Below are 12,814 nucleotides of genomic sequence, written 5' to 3'. Positions count from 1 at the left end.
TCTGTGAAATGTCATCCCTGTCCGACGCGAGAGGTCGCCACCAGGTAGTCGAGGCACTTGACAGCCGTACCCGAGTCCCCGATGAGTCCGCCCTTCGTCACGATCGGCAGGCCGTCTGCGCTTCCTCCGACGAGGTGACCGCCCACGGCCAGTGGGACGATCTCCTTCTCGATCTCCATCCCGACTGCGCCCACGGCTCTCATCACCATGGCCGTGACATCGCCTCCAGTCGTATAGAGGCCTGTGATGACGGGGGAGCTCATGACGGCGGCCGCAATCATGGCCAGTCGCTTCGTCGTCATCTCCGATTGCTCATTGCTGAGATCGAGCAGGTCACCGGACTCGAGCACGGTGGCGATGATGATCGCCCGCGCCGAGGTGACCTCCTCGACTCGCTCGAGTGTCGCCTCGACATCGGGGAGGTTCTCCTCATCGAGGATGGTGCGGATCAGGGTGATCGTCGAATCCTCGGCGAGTTTGGCCAGCTGGGCTCGTGTCACCTCAGTGGCCGACCCTGAGATTCCGAGGATGGCACCGCCGGGACGAGACGGCAGCAGGGACAGTGCGAGGGCGAGGCTGCCGGGACCGGGGTCGATGGTCACCCAGTCGAGGATCTCGCCGTTGGGTAAGCCGGCTATCGCTCGGGGGCCGAAGCCGTCCGCCCCGGTGGAGTCTTCTGCGATTTCCTTCGTCACTGATGCGACCACGGATCCAACCAGTCTGATGTGGTCGGCGGTCAGGGCATCGGCGATGATGATGTCAGTCCCACTTGAGATTGCGCCGAGTACTTCGGATCGAATCGCATTGTGGCCCGAGAGCACTGTCGAGATCTCGATGAGGTGGCAGTCGAGATCGGTGCCGGCCCGCAGGATCGCTTCGACATCGGAAGTGTGCATGGGGGAGCGGACATCGTGTTTGAGTTCAGTGTGTTCGAGGAGTCGTCCCTCAAGGAGCTGCTGGCCTTGGACGGTGGTTCGACCTGCAGTGGGAAACGCAGGAATGCAGAGACCCATGACATGTTTCTTCTGTCCGCCGCCTCCTTCGGCCGATGCGGCTGCCCTTCTGCGAGCATTGAGTGCAGCCTCGGCGGAGGGACCGACATTGCCTCGCAGCGTGGTGTCGATGCGACAGGCAACGAGGTCGATGTCGTTTGTGACGCTGATGAGCGAATCGGTGAGCTCGGCAGCTTCCTTCGGCGGCAGGTGCCGGGAGTCGGCATTGAGCACGACTGCGTCGTAGTCGTCGAGGAGGTCATCGAGGTTGACCTTCTCGCTCCGGTTCGTCCCGGTCACGGTGATGGTCCGCAGGCCAGCCTCGGCGAACAGGGCACCGCAGGCATTGCCGCCGGTGAGGTCGTCGGCGACGATGAGGATTCGTGGACTGTGCTGGCTCATACGATCAAGTCGAGCACGAACAGCAGCGGAATCGAACCTGCCCACACGGCGGTGGTGATACCCGACCAGCCCTTGATGGCATTGATGCCGTCGAGGCCGGTGAAGCGAGTGACGACCCAGAAATAGGAGTCGTTGAAGTAGGAGAAGACCATCGAGCCCGCGGTGCAGGCCATGACCGCTACCAGTGGGCTCAGACCCAGGGGAGCGATGAGCGGGGCGGTGACCGAGGCTGCGGTGATCATCGCGACTGTGCCCGAGCCCTGTGCGATCCGGACCAAGGTGGCGATGAGGAACGGCACAAGGAAGGCCGGCAGGCTGATCGACGCGATCGCCTCGGCAAGGGCATCGCCGACACCTGATTCGGTGAGGACTTTGCCGAAGGCTCCACCAGCACCGGTGATGAGCAGAATGAGACCCGCCGAGGCGGCTCCATCGGCCAACCAGTTCTGCACTTTGTTGCGCGGAGTCACGCGGGGCAGCAGGGTGTAGACGGCGAGGATGAGGCCGATCATCAGCGCGATGACGGGGTTGCCGAGGAACGCCAGCGGGGCGACCCAGGACGAAGGCTCGTAGGCGTCGCCGGAGAGTTCACCCTGATTGCTCTTGTCGATGGCCGTCGACACGGTGTTGGCGACGATGAGCAGCAGGGGAACGATGAGCGGCAGGAATCCGAGGAAGGCTCCCGGATTCTTCGTCGCACCGGTCGCGGTGTCCGCGTTGTCACCGGTCGCGGTGGCAACTCCGCCGTGACCAGCATCCGTGCTGCCGCCTCCACTGGTCCCGCCGGCGGCATGTCCTTCCGTCGAGTTGGTCGTGACCGAGCCGTATACTTCGTGCTTGACCGTTGCGTTGAGCACGGGTTCGAGCTTCGGGCCGATCCAGCGGGCGTAGATGACGACGACCGGCAGGAGAATGACGGTGAAGATGACGCCGGTGAGGATGACGGCACCGATGTCGGCGCCGAGGATGCCTGTCGCGGCAAGAGGTCCTGGGGTCGGTGGGACCATGTGGTGGGTCAGCGTCATGCCGCAGCCCAGAGCGAGAGCGAGGGTGACGTAGCCGCCGCGCTTGACGCGGGCGATCGAGCGGGCCAGCGGGTTCATGATGACGTAGCCGGAGTCGCAGAAGACCGGGATCGACACGAGTGAGCCCACGGTGCCCATTGCCCAGGGCTCGCGACCCTTGCCGAAGGCGCTCAGGAAGGCACGGGCCAGTGAGTCCGCGGCACCGGAGACCTCGAGGATCTTGCCGATCCCGACGCCCAGGCCGATGACGATGCCGATGCTGGCCAGTGTGTTGCCGAAGCCGGTGGTGATCGCGTCGACAAGCGAGAGCAGGTCCTGACCGGCGACGATGCCGGTGACGACCGATGCTGTGAGAAGCGCGATGAAGGCGTCGAGGCGGGTCGCCAAGACGATGACGACGATCGTCGCGATCCCGGCGATGAGCGCCAAGATGAGTTGCAGATCCATGAGATCCTCCGCAGTGAGGCCGACTCAGTCATCGAGCCGGGATTGATCCGAGCCGACTCTCAGCGAAGCCGATGAGTCAGACACGAAGTTAAACAGCATGAGCAAGTATTGCCGATACATGCGCAACTATGCAATGTGTGTGCGCCTTTGCTCCCGAAACGGTCTCGCCGTGCCGGTCTGCGACCCCTCGAATCGGCTGTGCCTCAACGGTCGGTGAATGGTGGTCGATTTTCGACTCCCAGCCGACCACCAGTTACCGACCGTTTGGCTCTTCCGCGCTACATGCTGAGGTGCTGGGCGAGGAGCTTGCCGAAAGCGGACATGTCGGTGCGTTTCGAGACCCTCAGGATCGTCCACCCTTCTGCCTCAATGAGTTGTCGCCGTTCGATGTCACCGGCAAATTGTTCTGGTGAGGTGCGATGGTGGTCGCCTTCGTACTCGATCGCCAACTTGATGCCGGGGTAGCCGAGATCCGGGCGGAGTGTGATGTTCTTGATGTGCGAATGGATCTCCGGGTGGACGTGAGGCTCTGGGAAACCATGTCTGATGATCCACAGTCGCAGCCACGTCTCGCGCGGTGAGTCGACAGTGTTTCGAAGGAGTGAAATCGCCTCCTCGAGCAACTTCCGGCTCCGCACCTGCTTTCGGGAGGCCAGCTCGGCCCGGAAGTGTTCGATCGAAGTTTTCGGACCGCTGAAGCGCGTGGAAACCACAGCATCTCCCATCTGGACAAGTTCCGAAATGTCGAGGAACGGCGCGACTTCGATCAGCAGATGCGGAACAGAGAGAAGCGGAAGATCGAAGAAGTCGTTGTGGTTCAAGCGCTGATGGCGATGCAAGACGATCCCAGGTCGGTTGACTCTGATGCATGAAGCGTCTCCAGCAATGTGCAGTGCCTGGTCCCGAATGCGATTCGGAATTGGGAGACCGTAGAGGCGGGCAGCCGTCCACACGGTGCCGACAACGTCCGGGCGCAACAGTCGAAATCCACGCAGCCTGGTCGCCTCCCGTAGCCAGGTTGCTCCTGCCCACAGAGGAGTGGGCGTCGATGCCTCATCGTCTCTGTCGATCCAGACGTTGCGAAAGATCCGCACGTATCGGGAGTTCGTCTTGAGCGAGTGGGCAGTGATGCGCCTGGCTGCAAGGTCGTTCCTGGTGAATGGTCTCGGCGCGCTCTGGAAAATAGTGGGTTGAGAATGCCAATGTGTCATACCCGACCACAATGAACTTGAGCGTCGGACTCGTCCAGGCGCCAGCGGAGCCTTGTGGACAGTCTGCCGTCATGCACAGCTGAAATGCGTCGAAGTGCACTTGGGAACCGAACGACCGCTTGTATGGGTATGAGTGCTGGTCACCGCCGAATGCTGTGTGTGGTCGGCTCGCGCAGGACTCGACGTCCGTATTAACCGAAGGTGTTTGAGCCCAAGGCGATCGATGTTATCCACACCGAAGTGAGCGCAAGTGGCTGATTGTGCCTGCAGGCCAACGGTCATTCGGTGCTCGTCGTTCCCTGATCCGCCAACGGTCGGTGTTCCCTCATCCGCCAACGGTCGGTAATCGGCGGTCGATTTTCTGCACCCAGTCGACCACCAAATACCGATCGTTTGGTGTCGACTGCCTGCGGTCGCACATGCGGGTGGATAGTCGATGGCCGCAGTGAAGCCTGTCCCTCGGCGGGGCTCGGGTGCGTGAACTCACCACTGTAGCCTTGGGTTTATACCCCTCAGGGGTATAGATTGAGGGTATGGGAGCACAGTACGAACATGAGAACCATTCCGGTCACTCGGGAGTCGGTGAGAACCTGAGCCACGATGCCGATAGCGGTCACGTTGACCGCGAAGCGCGTATGCCCGCGGGGCATGAAGGGGACGCCAGCCACGGCGACCACACTGACCATGCGGGTCACAGTGGCCACGCAGACCACGCCGGTCATGGCGACCATAGTGGCCACACTGACCATGCGGGTCATGGCGACCACAGTGGCCACAGTGGTCATGCAGGTCATGGCGACCATGTCGCGCAATTCCGGCGGCTGTTATGGATCATGCTCGTCATCGCGATCCCGGTCGTCGCCTTCAGCCCCATGTTCGGCCACCTCGTAGGCTATGAGGTTCCCGAGGCCGGTATCCTCGGCTGGCTGCGTTGGCTCTCACCGATTCTAGGCACCGTCATGTATGTCTGGGGCGGCAAGCCGTTCCTGACCGGCGGTCTCAGCGAGCTGAGGGACCGCAATCCGGGGATGATGCTCCTCATCGCACTGGCCATCACCGTGGCATTCCTCTCCTCCTGGGGCTCCTCACTTGGTCTCCTCGATGCCGAGCTCGACTTCTGGTGGGAGCTGGCGCTGCTTGTCGTCATCATGCTGGCAGGGCACTGGCTGGAGATGCGCTCCCTGGCACAGACCACCTCGGCGCTGGACAGTCTGGCGGCGCTGCTGCCCGATGAAGCAGAGACGATCGTCGACGGTGAAACAGTGATGGTCGATCCAGCCGACCTCAGACGCGGCGACACTGTCGTTGTCCGCCCTGGTGCAGCGGTCCCTGCCGACGGCCGGGTCATCGACGGCTCGGCCAGCATGGACGAGTCCATGGTCACGGGAGAATCGACGACCGTTCGCCGTGCGGAAGGCGATACCGTCGTTGCGGGCACAGTCGCCACCGACTCCGGACTGCGCTTGGAGATCACGGCCACCGGTGATGACACTGCGCTCGCCGGCATCCAGAAGCTGGTCTCCGAGGCACAGAACTCGACCTCTCGGGCACAGCGCATCGCCGACAAAGCCTCGGCCTGGTTGTTCTGGTTCGCCCTCGGCGCCGCCGTGATCACCGCGATCGTCTGGTCCCTGGTAGGTATGCCGGACTCGGCGGTCGTGCGCACAATCACCGTCCTCGTCATCGCCTGTCCCCACGCCTTGGGCCTGGCCATCCCGCTCGTCGTGTCCATCGCCACCGAGCGGGCAGCCCGCGGCGGCGTCCTCATCAAGGACCGGCTGGCGCTGGAGACGATGCGCTCAGTCGATTCGGTGCTCTTCGACAAGACCGGCACCCTGACCAAGGGCGAACCGACAGTCACCGCGGTTGAGGTCACGACCGAGGACCGCACCGAGGATGAGATCCTTGCGCTCGCCGCAGCTGCAGAGGCGGACAGCGAGCACCCCCTGGCGCATGCCATCGTTCGCGCCGCTCGGAACCGTGGGCTCGATGTCCCGGTGGCGACGAATTTCTCATCCTCCCCAGCGGTCGGCGTCAAGGCTCAGGTCGATGGCGCCGAGGTGGCCGTGGGCGGGCCGAATCTGCTCAGTGAGCACGGTGTGGGCGAAGCTCCGATCGCCGCGCAGTGGAGCAGGGAGGGTGCCATCATCCTCCACGTCATTGTTGATGGAAGCGTCATCGGCGCACTCAAGCTTGCCGATGAGATCCGACCTGAATCCCGCGAAGCCGTCGATGCGCTGCACCGGCGTGGTGTGCAGGTGGTCATGATCACCGGCGACGCCGTGGCGGTTGCCCAGACTGTGGCTGCCGAACTCGGCATCGACCGCGTCTTCGCCGGGGTCCACCCTGCGGACAAGGCGGCCAAGGTCGCCGAGCTGCACGGAGAGGGCCGTAGGGTCGCGATGGTCGGCGACGGAGTCAACGATGCACCGGCCTTGGCTGCCGCAGATGTCGGCATCGCCATCGGAGCCGGAACCGACGTGGCCATCGGCTCGGCCGGAGTGATCCTGGCCTCCGATGACCCCCGGTCCGTGCTGTCGATCATCGAACTCTCACGGGCGACGTTGAGGAAGATGAAGCAGAACCTGTGGTGGGCCGCTGGCTACAACCTCATCTCGGTTCCACTCGCTGCCGGTGTCCTGGCCCCCATCGGCTTCGTGCTGCCGATGAGTGTGGGTGCGATCCTCATGTCGATCTCCACTATCGTCGTCGCACTCAATGCCCAGCTGCTGCGTCGGCTGGACCTTCGCCCGGATGCTTCAGCCTCGGCCGCACAGTGAGCGAGTTGTCAGGCCGGCCCGTGGCTGAAAGCTGAGATCACCGTGTCAGAGTCTGATCGATCGAGCTGCCGCCGATGCCCAGAGTCACCTGCGTGCCCCATGGGTCGGAGACGCGGACCGAACGGCCGTCGTCGGCAAAGTCCATCTTGCGTGCGCTGAGGCGAGCGACCAGTGCGTCGAGGTCCTCGCGGCCAGGCACGGTGATGGCGACATCGCCGAGGCCGAGGCTGGCTGCGCGCGGACCGACACCGCGGCTGTTCCAGGTGTTCATCGCGACGTGGTGGTGGTATCCGCCAGCCGAGGCGAAGAGGACGCCGGGCATTGAGGCGAGCGTCGGCTCGAAGCCGAGGGCGTCGACGTAGAACTTGCGAGCGGTCGGCACGTCGCCGACCTGCAGGTGGACGTGACCGATGATTCCCGGCAGGGTGTTGGCCTGTGCCAGTGTCTGCTCGTCGAGGTGTTCGGCAAGGAAGGCGTTCGGATCGAGGTAGATCGTGTCCATGCGGACTTCACCATCGGCAGAGCGCTTCCACTCCGAGCGGTCGCGGTCGACGTAGAGCTCGATGCCGTTGCCCTCCGGGTCGGTGAAGTAGAAGGCCTCGCTGACGAGGTGGTCGCTCGAACCCACGAACTGGCTGTTCGTATTCTGCGCGGCGTGGGCAACGGTCGCAGCCAGCGAAGCCTGGTTCTCGAACAGGAAAGCGGTGTGGAAGAGACCAGCCTGGGTGCGGTCGGCCCCGGGCAGATTGGGTGTGGCGACGAGCTTGACCAGGGGAGTGGCCCCGCGGCCGAGCACACGGTGGATCTCACTGCCGCGCGACACCTCTTCGAGGGGCTCCATCGCGAGGGCATTGGAGTAATAGGTCGACATCTTCTCGAGATCGCCGACGCGCAGGGTGACGGCGTCCATTCCGGTGGCAGCGCTGAGTAGGGTGTCGTTGACGACAGGCGATACGGTGTCGGATGCTGTGGTGTTCTCGGTGACGTTCATGTCGCCCTCCTGGCTCAGCGAATGGTTGCAATCTAATAGTTGAATCGTCAACTATCATTCTATAGTGGTGTAACCGAGGGTACAAGGCGAATATTCCCGGCCATCGATTCAGACGCTCGAGCGACACATCGGTAGGGCGTGATAAGACAGAACGAACTGCTGACCATGGACGCCGAAGGCTTCCGTGGCCGATTTCAAAGGAGATGATGGCATGAACGGCGCCGAGAGCTTGCTGGAGACACTGGGCCACAACGGAATCGAAGTCTGCTTCGCCAACCCTGGCACCTCGGAGATGCACTTCGTGGCTGCTCTGGATCGACAGCCCCACGTCCGTGGTGTGCTCGGACTCTTCGAAGGGGTCGTCACCGGGGCCGCCGACGGCTACTCGCGGATGCTCGACAAGCCTGCGGCCACCCTGCTGCATTTGGGGCCGGGTGCCGCCAATGGTCTCTCCAGCCTCCACAACGCTCTGCGGGCCCGGGCCTCGATGGTCAACATCATCGGCGATCATGCCGGCTACCATCGGAGCCTCGACGCACCGCTGACCTCTGACATCGAAAGCGCACTGCGGCCCTTCAGCAACTGGGTGCGCACATCACCGTCGGCGAACTCGATCGCCAAGGATGCCGCGGATGCCATCGGCTACAGTCTCTCGGGCCAGATCAGCTCGCTCATCCTCCCCGCCGACACTGCGTGGAATAGTGCCGATGAGTACACGCAGCCACCGAACGCGATCGCGCCCACCCCGGCCTCAGCCGATCCGGCCGAGATCGAAGCCGCAGCAGTCCGCCTGCGAGCTTACGGCCCATGCACAGCCATCCTCCTCGGCGGGCGTGCCCTGCGCTCGTCGCAGTTGGAGGTGGCAGTCCAGATCGCCGAGGCGACTGGTGCGACTTTGCTGGCAGAGACCTTTGCCGCACGGACCGAACGAGGTGCCGGTCGGCCGATGGTGACGAAGATTCCGTACCCGGTCGAGCCGTCTGTCGAGCTCCTGAAGAACTTCGACTCGCTCATCTTCGTCGATGCGAAACCGCCCGTCGCCTTCTTCGCCTACCCCGACAAGCCGAGCGTGCTCACCGTACCGGGCACCGCCTTCTTCACGCTCAGTCCCATCGGCGCCGACTCGCTGCAGGCACTTGAAGACCTTCACGAGGCAGTCGGGGCTGGATCGGCGGACAATCACCTCGCCGGGGCCGCGGACGGTTCATTCGAACGGTCTTCTCTGCGCGCGGAGTTGGCTCCGGCGCCTGTTCCCAGCGGCACCATCACTGCGGCGAAGCTCGCCGCATGGCTCTCGGGTGCCATCCCCGAGAATGCGATCGTCCTCGACGAATCCATCACCACGGGCCGGGACTTCTACGCACGGACGGCTGGGTCGCAACCCCACGACTACCTCGGCGGCACCGGCGGATCCATCGGCTGGGCGCTTCCCGTCGGTGCTGGGGCTGCGATCTCGAGTCCCGACCGGAAGGTCGTCGTTCTCGAATCCGACGGTTCGGGAATGTACAACCCGCAGTCTCTGTGGACCTACGCGCGGGAGCAGCTCGACATCGTCGTCCTCATCTTCGCCAATCGGAAATATCAGATTCTGCGCAATGAGATGTCCAATGTCGGCGTCCCTGATTTCGGACCCAAGGCCGAATCTCTGCTCGACATCGGCAACCCCGCCATCGACTGGGTCTCCCTCTCTCACGGCATGGGTGTGCCGGCGACGCGAGTCGAGACGATCGAGGACCTTGATCGCGAGTTCCGCGCGGGCCTGACCGATTCGGGCCCGCGACTCATCGAGGTCCTCGTCTGATCTCACCCGAGCGATGTCAGCCGAAGGTGTCGCCTGCCTTCGACTCGTCAACAGCGGCATGTGAGCCATCGGGATTGAGATAGAGCTTCACTCCCTCATGCATGGCAATGGACTGGAGACGGGCCTCCGAATGGTCCTCGGTGTAGCCGACCTTCTGACCTTGGCCGATATTCACACTCGTGAATCGTTTTGCCAGATGGCTGATCGGATTGATGGATCTGTGTGATTTCTTCACTTCTGCGGTCATGATGTTTCGCCCCGATTCAACGCAGATTTCGTAGACCCATTATAGTTCTGGCGGCTGTGAAAGCTCCTGGGATTCTGCTCGGAATAAGCTATCGGAGACAGGGTTTGAGGGCCACCCGGAGTGCAGGGAGCCGGCCGAATGTCGATAGGGTGGAACCATGAAGTCTGTTCCTCATCTCGTCTCGGCATTGACCGTGACTTGTGCCCTTGCGCTCGGCGGCTGCAGCGCCAAAGAGTCCGACACGAGTGACATCGAACCCGGACAGAGCGCCGAGGTGCCCACCAGCGACTTCAACAGCACCGATGCACTCGGTGACCATCTTCGCAGCAGCATCGATGAGGCTCATGTGCACCGCGAGTCCGAGAGCAACCCGGACTTCGACCATGAAAGAGACGTCGACCGCCTGCACGTCGAGTTCCCCTCATCCGGACAGCCGAACACCGATAAGAAGGCCACCGCCGACGCGGTTCAAGGCGCAGGAAACGCCGAGTTCGACTATGACATGCTTATGATCACCGGCACCACCGATGAAGGCACCTGGTCATACATGTTCAGCCCCGACACCGTGAAGGACCTGACCAAAAGCGGCGAGGCCGTCGAAGCGGACACGGTGTGGGACTCGGCTGACCAGGACTTCGATTCAGTGCATCGCTGAATCGCAAGCACGCGCGGAAGCGCAAGCGCAAGCGCTCGACCGATCTCATCTGGTTCCGGGCCGGATCACCCGATGACGGCCTGAGCGATGAGGTTGTCGAGCCTGCGGACATCGAGGCCCTTGCCGATCCTGATCTTGAGGTGACCGGCCCGGGTCCACAGCTCGAGCTCGGCGTTGAAGTCCAGCTTTCCGCTGTTCTCACTCGACCACATGTTGATGGACGAATAGGGGATCGAATACATCTCGATCTTCTTACCTGTCAGGCCCTGAGCGTCGCGAATGATGAGTCTCTTGTTCGTGAAGATCGCCGAGTCGCGGATCGTTCTATATGCAGCGACCGGAGTCTCTCCTGCCACCAGAATCGGACTTAGGTCATCTGGAATAGGGCACTCGGAGGTGAAGGTCCACCCTGCCAATGCCTGAAGTTCGTTAGCCATGACCGAATCATACTATGAAAGTAGTCGAGCGTTGAAACCGCTTGGGCTCCACCCCAGTTGAGGCGGAGCCCAAGCAGGACATCGTCTGGCAGATCAGGCTCGAGGATCGACGATGATCTTCACGTGCTGCTCATTGTTGTTAATGAGCTCGTCGAAGCCGCCCGAGACCAACTCATCGAGCCCAATGCGCCCGGTGATGAAGGGGGAGAGGTCGATCTTCCCGCTGCGGACGAGTTCGATCGTGGAGGGATGGTCTCCCGAGTATCCGATGGTTCCTCGCAGATCGATCTCCTTGAGCACAAGCTTCGGCATATCGACCTCAGGCTTGTGGCCCCAGATGGAGACGTTGACGATCACTGCTCCCGGACGAACCGCGTCGAGCAGCATGTCAAGTACCACTGGAACCGATGAGCATTCGAACCCGACGTCTGCGCCCTGGCCGTTCGTGCGTTCACGGACCCTTTCGGCCACGTCGCCTTCTCGTGGATCCAGAACTTCGTCGGCAACTCCGGTTGAGAGCGCCATCTTCTTCCTCGCCTCGGATAGCTCGGAGATGAAGACCGTGAGGCCCTCCGCCTTGAGCACGGCGGCGGTGAGCAGGCCGATTGGGCCGGCTCCACCGACGATGGCGACCTGATCGGACTTCGCGCCGGAGCGGACGACCGCATGATGGGCGACGGAGAGCGGCTCGATGAGCGCGGCCTGATCGAGGGGGATCTCACCGATCGGATGGACCCACCGCCGCTGTACGACGATCTTCTCCGACAGTCCACCGCCGCCACCACCGAGCCCGATGAAGTTCATATCCTGCGAAAGCTGATAGCTCTCCCCGATGCTCGTATCGACATCTTCGCCGATGATGTAGGGCTCGACGACGACGTTCTGTCCCACCTCAAGATCGGAGACGCCCTCGCCGAGGCTGGTGATGGTTCCCGAGAATTCGTGGCCCATGGTCACCGGTGCGGATTCACCCGAAATCGGATGCGGGTGTCCCTCTGGCGGGACGAAGATCGGGCCTTCGAGGTACTCGTGCAGGTCGGTCCCGCAGATTCCGCACCACGCTACGTCGATTGCGACGGTTCCGGGCTTCAGTGCGGGCTCGGGAATGTCTTCGATTCGGATGTCGTTGCGATCATAGAATCGTGCTGCCTTCATAAGAGTCGGCCCTTTCGTCATTGAGAACGAAGCCGGTCTGACCAACGGCGGAGATCATCGATGACTCGTGAAGGCCGTGGCTCCTGGCCGAAACTCTACTTCGCGACGACCCGCACTGCATCGCAGCCTTATCGTCTTGTGAGAATCTTCGCGCTCAGCAGGATGCCTGGCCGGGATGCCCGCATCGCTATTTCTCGACGACGACCCCGTCAGGATCAGCGAACACCATTGCGCCGGGGAGAATGGTGGCTCCACCGACTTCGAGGGTCACATCGAGCTCACCGTCACCGGTCTTGGAACTCTTACGCGGGTTGCTGGCCAGGGCTTTGATTCCCAGGCCCATGGAGGCCAGCGCCACTCGATCGCGGACGGCTCCGTTGATGACGACGCCTGCCCAGCCGTTGCTCACGGCGAGCTCGGCGATCATGTCACCCATGAGTGCGGTCGCGATCGAACCGCCGCCGTCGATGATGAGCACGGCCCCGTCACCGGGCTGGGAGAGAGTCGACTTCGCCAACGCATTGTCCTGGTAGCAGCGCACGGTTCGAGCTGGACCGGAGAACGAGTCCTTGGCGCCGAAGTCACCGAAGTTCAGGGCAATCGAATCCAGTTCTGGTCCTCGCTCGTCCCAGAGATCAGCGGTCGCGACTGTCATGGTGTTTTCCTCCAGG

Annotated in this window: 11 protein-coding genes; 3 read left to right on the top strand and 8 right to left on the bottom strand. The window is 62.6% G+C overall.

Annotation, left to right across the window (positions count from 1 at the left end):
• Nucleotides 1-11 precede the first annotated feature (11 nt).
• The 3 genes from HU144_RS15680 to HU144_RS15670 all read right to left on the bottom strand — a co-directional run bounded on the left by HU144_RS15680 (nucleotide 12) and on the right by HU144_RS15670 (nucleotide 3,687).
• Nucleotides 12-1,394, bottom strand: coding sequence for a four-carbon acid sugar kinase family protein (locus tag HU144_RS15680; RefSeq protein WP_235352114.1), 1,383 nt, complete (start codon nucleotides 1,392-1,394; stop codon nucleotides 12-14).
• On the bottom strand, nucleotides 1,391-2,866 hold the full coding sequence (locus tag HU144_RS15675; protein WP_235352113.1) for a GntP family permease: 1,476 nt from the start codon (nucleotides 2,864-2,866) through the stop codon (nucleotides 1,391-1,393). Before HU144_RS15675 ends, HU144_RS15680 begins: the two co-directional genes overlap by 4 nt.
• A 278-nt stretch (nucleotides 2,867-3,144) precedes the next feature.
• Nucleotides 3,145-3,687: a hypothetical protein gene (locus tag HU144_RS15670; protein WP_235352112.1), complete on the bottom strand. Its 543-nt coding sequence runs from the start codon at nucleotides 3,685-3,687 to the stop codon at nucleotides 3,145-3,147.
• A 923-nt stretch (nucleotides 3,688-4,610) separates the two neighbouring features.
• Between HU144_RS15670 and HU144_RS15660 the strand changes: the two genes are divergently transcribed.
• On the top strand, nucleotides 4,611-6,857 hold the full coding sequence (locus HU144_RS15660; protein ID WP_442862663.1) for a heavy metal translocating P-type ATPase: 2,247 nt from the start codon (nucleotides 4,611-4,613) through the stop codon (nucleotides 6,855-6,857).
• Between the two features lie 37 nt (nucleotides 6,858-6,894).
• On the opposite strand, the gene HU144_RS15655 is transcribed toward HU144_RS15660, so the two are convergent.
• Nucleotides 6,895-7,848 (bottom strand): VOC family protein, encoded by a 954-nt coding sequence (locus HU144_RS15655; protein ID WP_235352109.1) that lies wholly within the window; start codon nucleotides 7,846-7,848, stop codon nucleotides 6,895-6,897.
• Nucleotides 7,849-8,059: 211 nt separating this feature from the next.
• Here HU144_RS15655 and HU144_RS15650 point away from each other — a divergent pair, with 211 nt between their 5' ends.
• Nucleotides 8,060-9,649: an acetolactate synthase large subunit gene (locus HU144_RS15650; RefSeq protein WP_235352108.1), complete on the top strand. Its 1,590-nt coding sequence runs from the start codon at nucleotides 8,060-8,062 to the stop codon at nucleotides 9,647-9,649.
• 16 nt (nucleotides 9,650-9,665) lie between these two features.
• Here HU144_RS15650 and HU144_RS15645 read toward each other — a convergent pair whose 3' ends face one another.
• Nucleotides 9,666-9,896 (bottom strand): hypothetical protein, encoded by a 231-nt coding sequence (locus HU144_RS15645; RefSeq protein WP_235352107.1) that lies wholly within the window; start codon nucleotides 9,894-9,896, stop codon nucleotides 9,666-9,668.
• 157 nt (nucleotides 9,897-10,053) lie between these two features.
• On the opposite strand from HU144_RS15645, the gene HU144_RS15640 reads away from it, so the two are divergent.
• Complete coding sequence (locus HU144_RS15640) at nucleotides 10,054-10,551, top strand: hypothetical protein (protein WP_235352106.1); 498 nt, start codon at nucleotides 10,054-10,056, stop codon at nucleotides 10,549-10,551.
• A gap of 65 nt (nucleotides 10,552-10,616) precedes the next feature.
• Here HU144_RS15640 and HU144_RS15635 read toward each other — a convergent pair whose 3' ends face one another.
• The 3 genes from HU144_RS15635 to rraA form a co-directional block, all read right to left on the bottom strand.
• Nucleotides 10,617-10,988 (bottom strand): PH domain-containing protein, encoded by a 372-nt coding sequence (locus tag HU144_RS15635; RefSeq protein WP_235352105.1) that lies wholly within the window; start codon nucleotides 10,986-10,988, stop codon nucleotides 10,617-10,619.
• 93 nt (nucleotides 10,989-11,081) lie between these two features.
• Nucleotides 11,082-12,143, bottom strand: coding sequence for a 2,3-butanediol dehydrogenase (locus HU144_RS15630; protein ID WP_235352104.1), 1,062 nt, complete (start codon nucleotides 12,141-12,143; stop codon nucleotides 11,082-11,084).
• Nucleotides 12,144-12,330: 187 nt separating this feature from the next.
• Nucleotides 12,331-12,798 (bottom strand): ribonuclease E activity regulator RraA, encoded by a 468-nt coding sequence (gene rraA / locus HU144_RS15625; RefSeq protein ID WP_235352103.1) that lies wholly within the window; start codon nucleotides 12,796-12,798, stop codon nucleotides 12,331-12,333.
• Between the last annotated feature and the right edge of the window lie 16 nt (nucleotides 12,799-12,814).

It is taken from the genome of Brevibacterium sp. UCMA 11752 (assembly GCF_021532235.1).
Taxonomy (GTDB): Bacteria; Actinomycetota; Actinomycetes; order Actinomycetales; family Brevibacteriaceae; genus Brevibacterium; species Brevibacterium antiquum.
This window is presented reverse-complemented; position numbering and strand designations above follow the sequence as displayed.

Excerpts from the sequence above, each read along its gene's own strand:
- HU144_RS15680 (WP_235352114.1), bottom strand. The coding sequence starts at position 1,394 with ATGAGCCAGCACAGTCCACGAATCCTCATCGTCGCCGACGACCTCACC.
- HU144_RS15660 (WP_442862663.1), top strand. The coding sequence starts at position 4,611 with ATGGGAGCACAGTACGAACATGAGAACCATTCCGGTCACTCGGGAGTC.
- rraA (WP_235352103.1), bottom strand. The coding sequence starts at position 12,798 with ATGACAGTCGCGACCGCTGATCTCTGGGACGAGCGAGGACCAGAACTG.
- HU144_RS15645 (WP_235352107.1), bottom strand. The coding sequence starts at position 9,896 with ATGACCGCAGAAGTGAAGAAATCACACAGATCCATCAATCCGATCAGC.
- HU144_RS15650 (WP_235352108.1), top strand. The coding sequence starts at position 8,060 with ATGAACGGCGCCGAGAGCTTGCTGGAGACACTGGGCCACAACGGAATC.
- HU144_RS15655 (WP_235352109.1), bottom strand. The coding sequence starts at position 7,848 with ATGAACGTCACCGAGAACACCACAGCATCCGACACCGTATCGCCTGTC.
- HU144_RS15630 (WP_235352104.1), bottom strand. The coding sequence starts at position 12,143 with ATGAAGGCAGCACGATTCTATGATCGCAACGACATCCGAATCGAAGAC.
- HU144_RS15635 (WP_235352105.1), bottom strand. The coding sequence starts at position 10,988 with ATGGCTAACGAACTTCAGGCATTGGCAGGGTGGACCTTCACCTCCGAG.
- HU144_RS15640 (WP_235352106.1), top strand. The coding sequence starts at position 10,054 with ATGAAGTCTGTTCCTCATCTCGTCTCGGCATTGACCGTGACTTGTGCC.
- HU144_RS15675 (WP_235352113.1), bottom strand. The coding sequence starts at position 2,866 with ATGGATCTGCAACTCATCTTGGCGCTCATCGCCGGGATCGCGACGATC.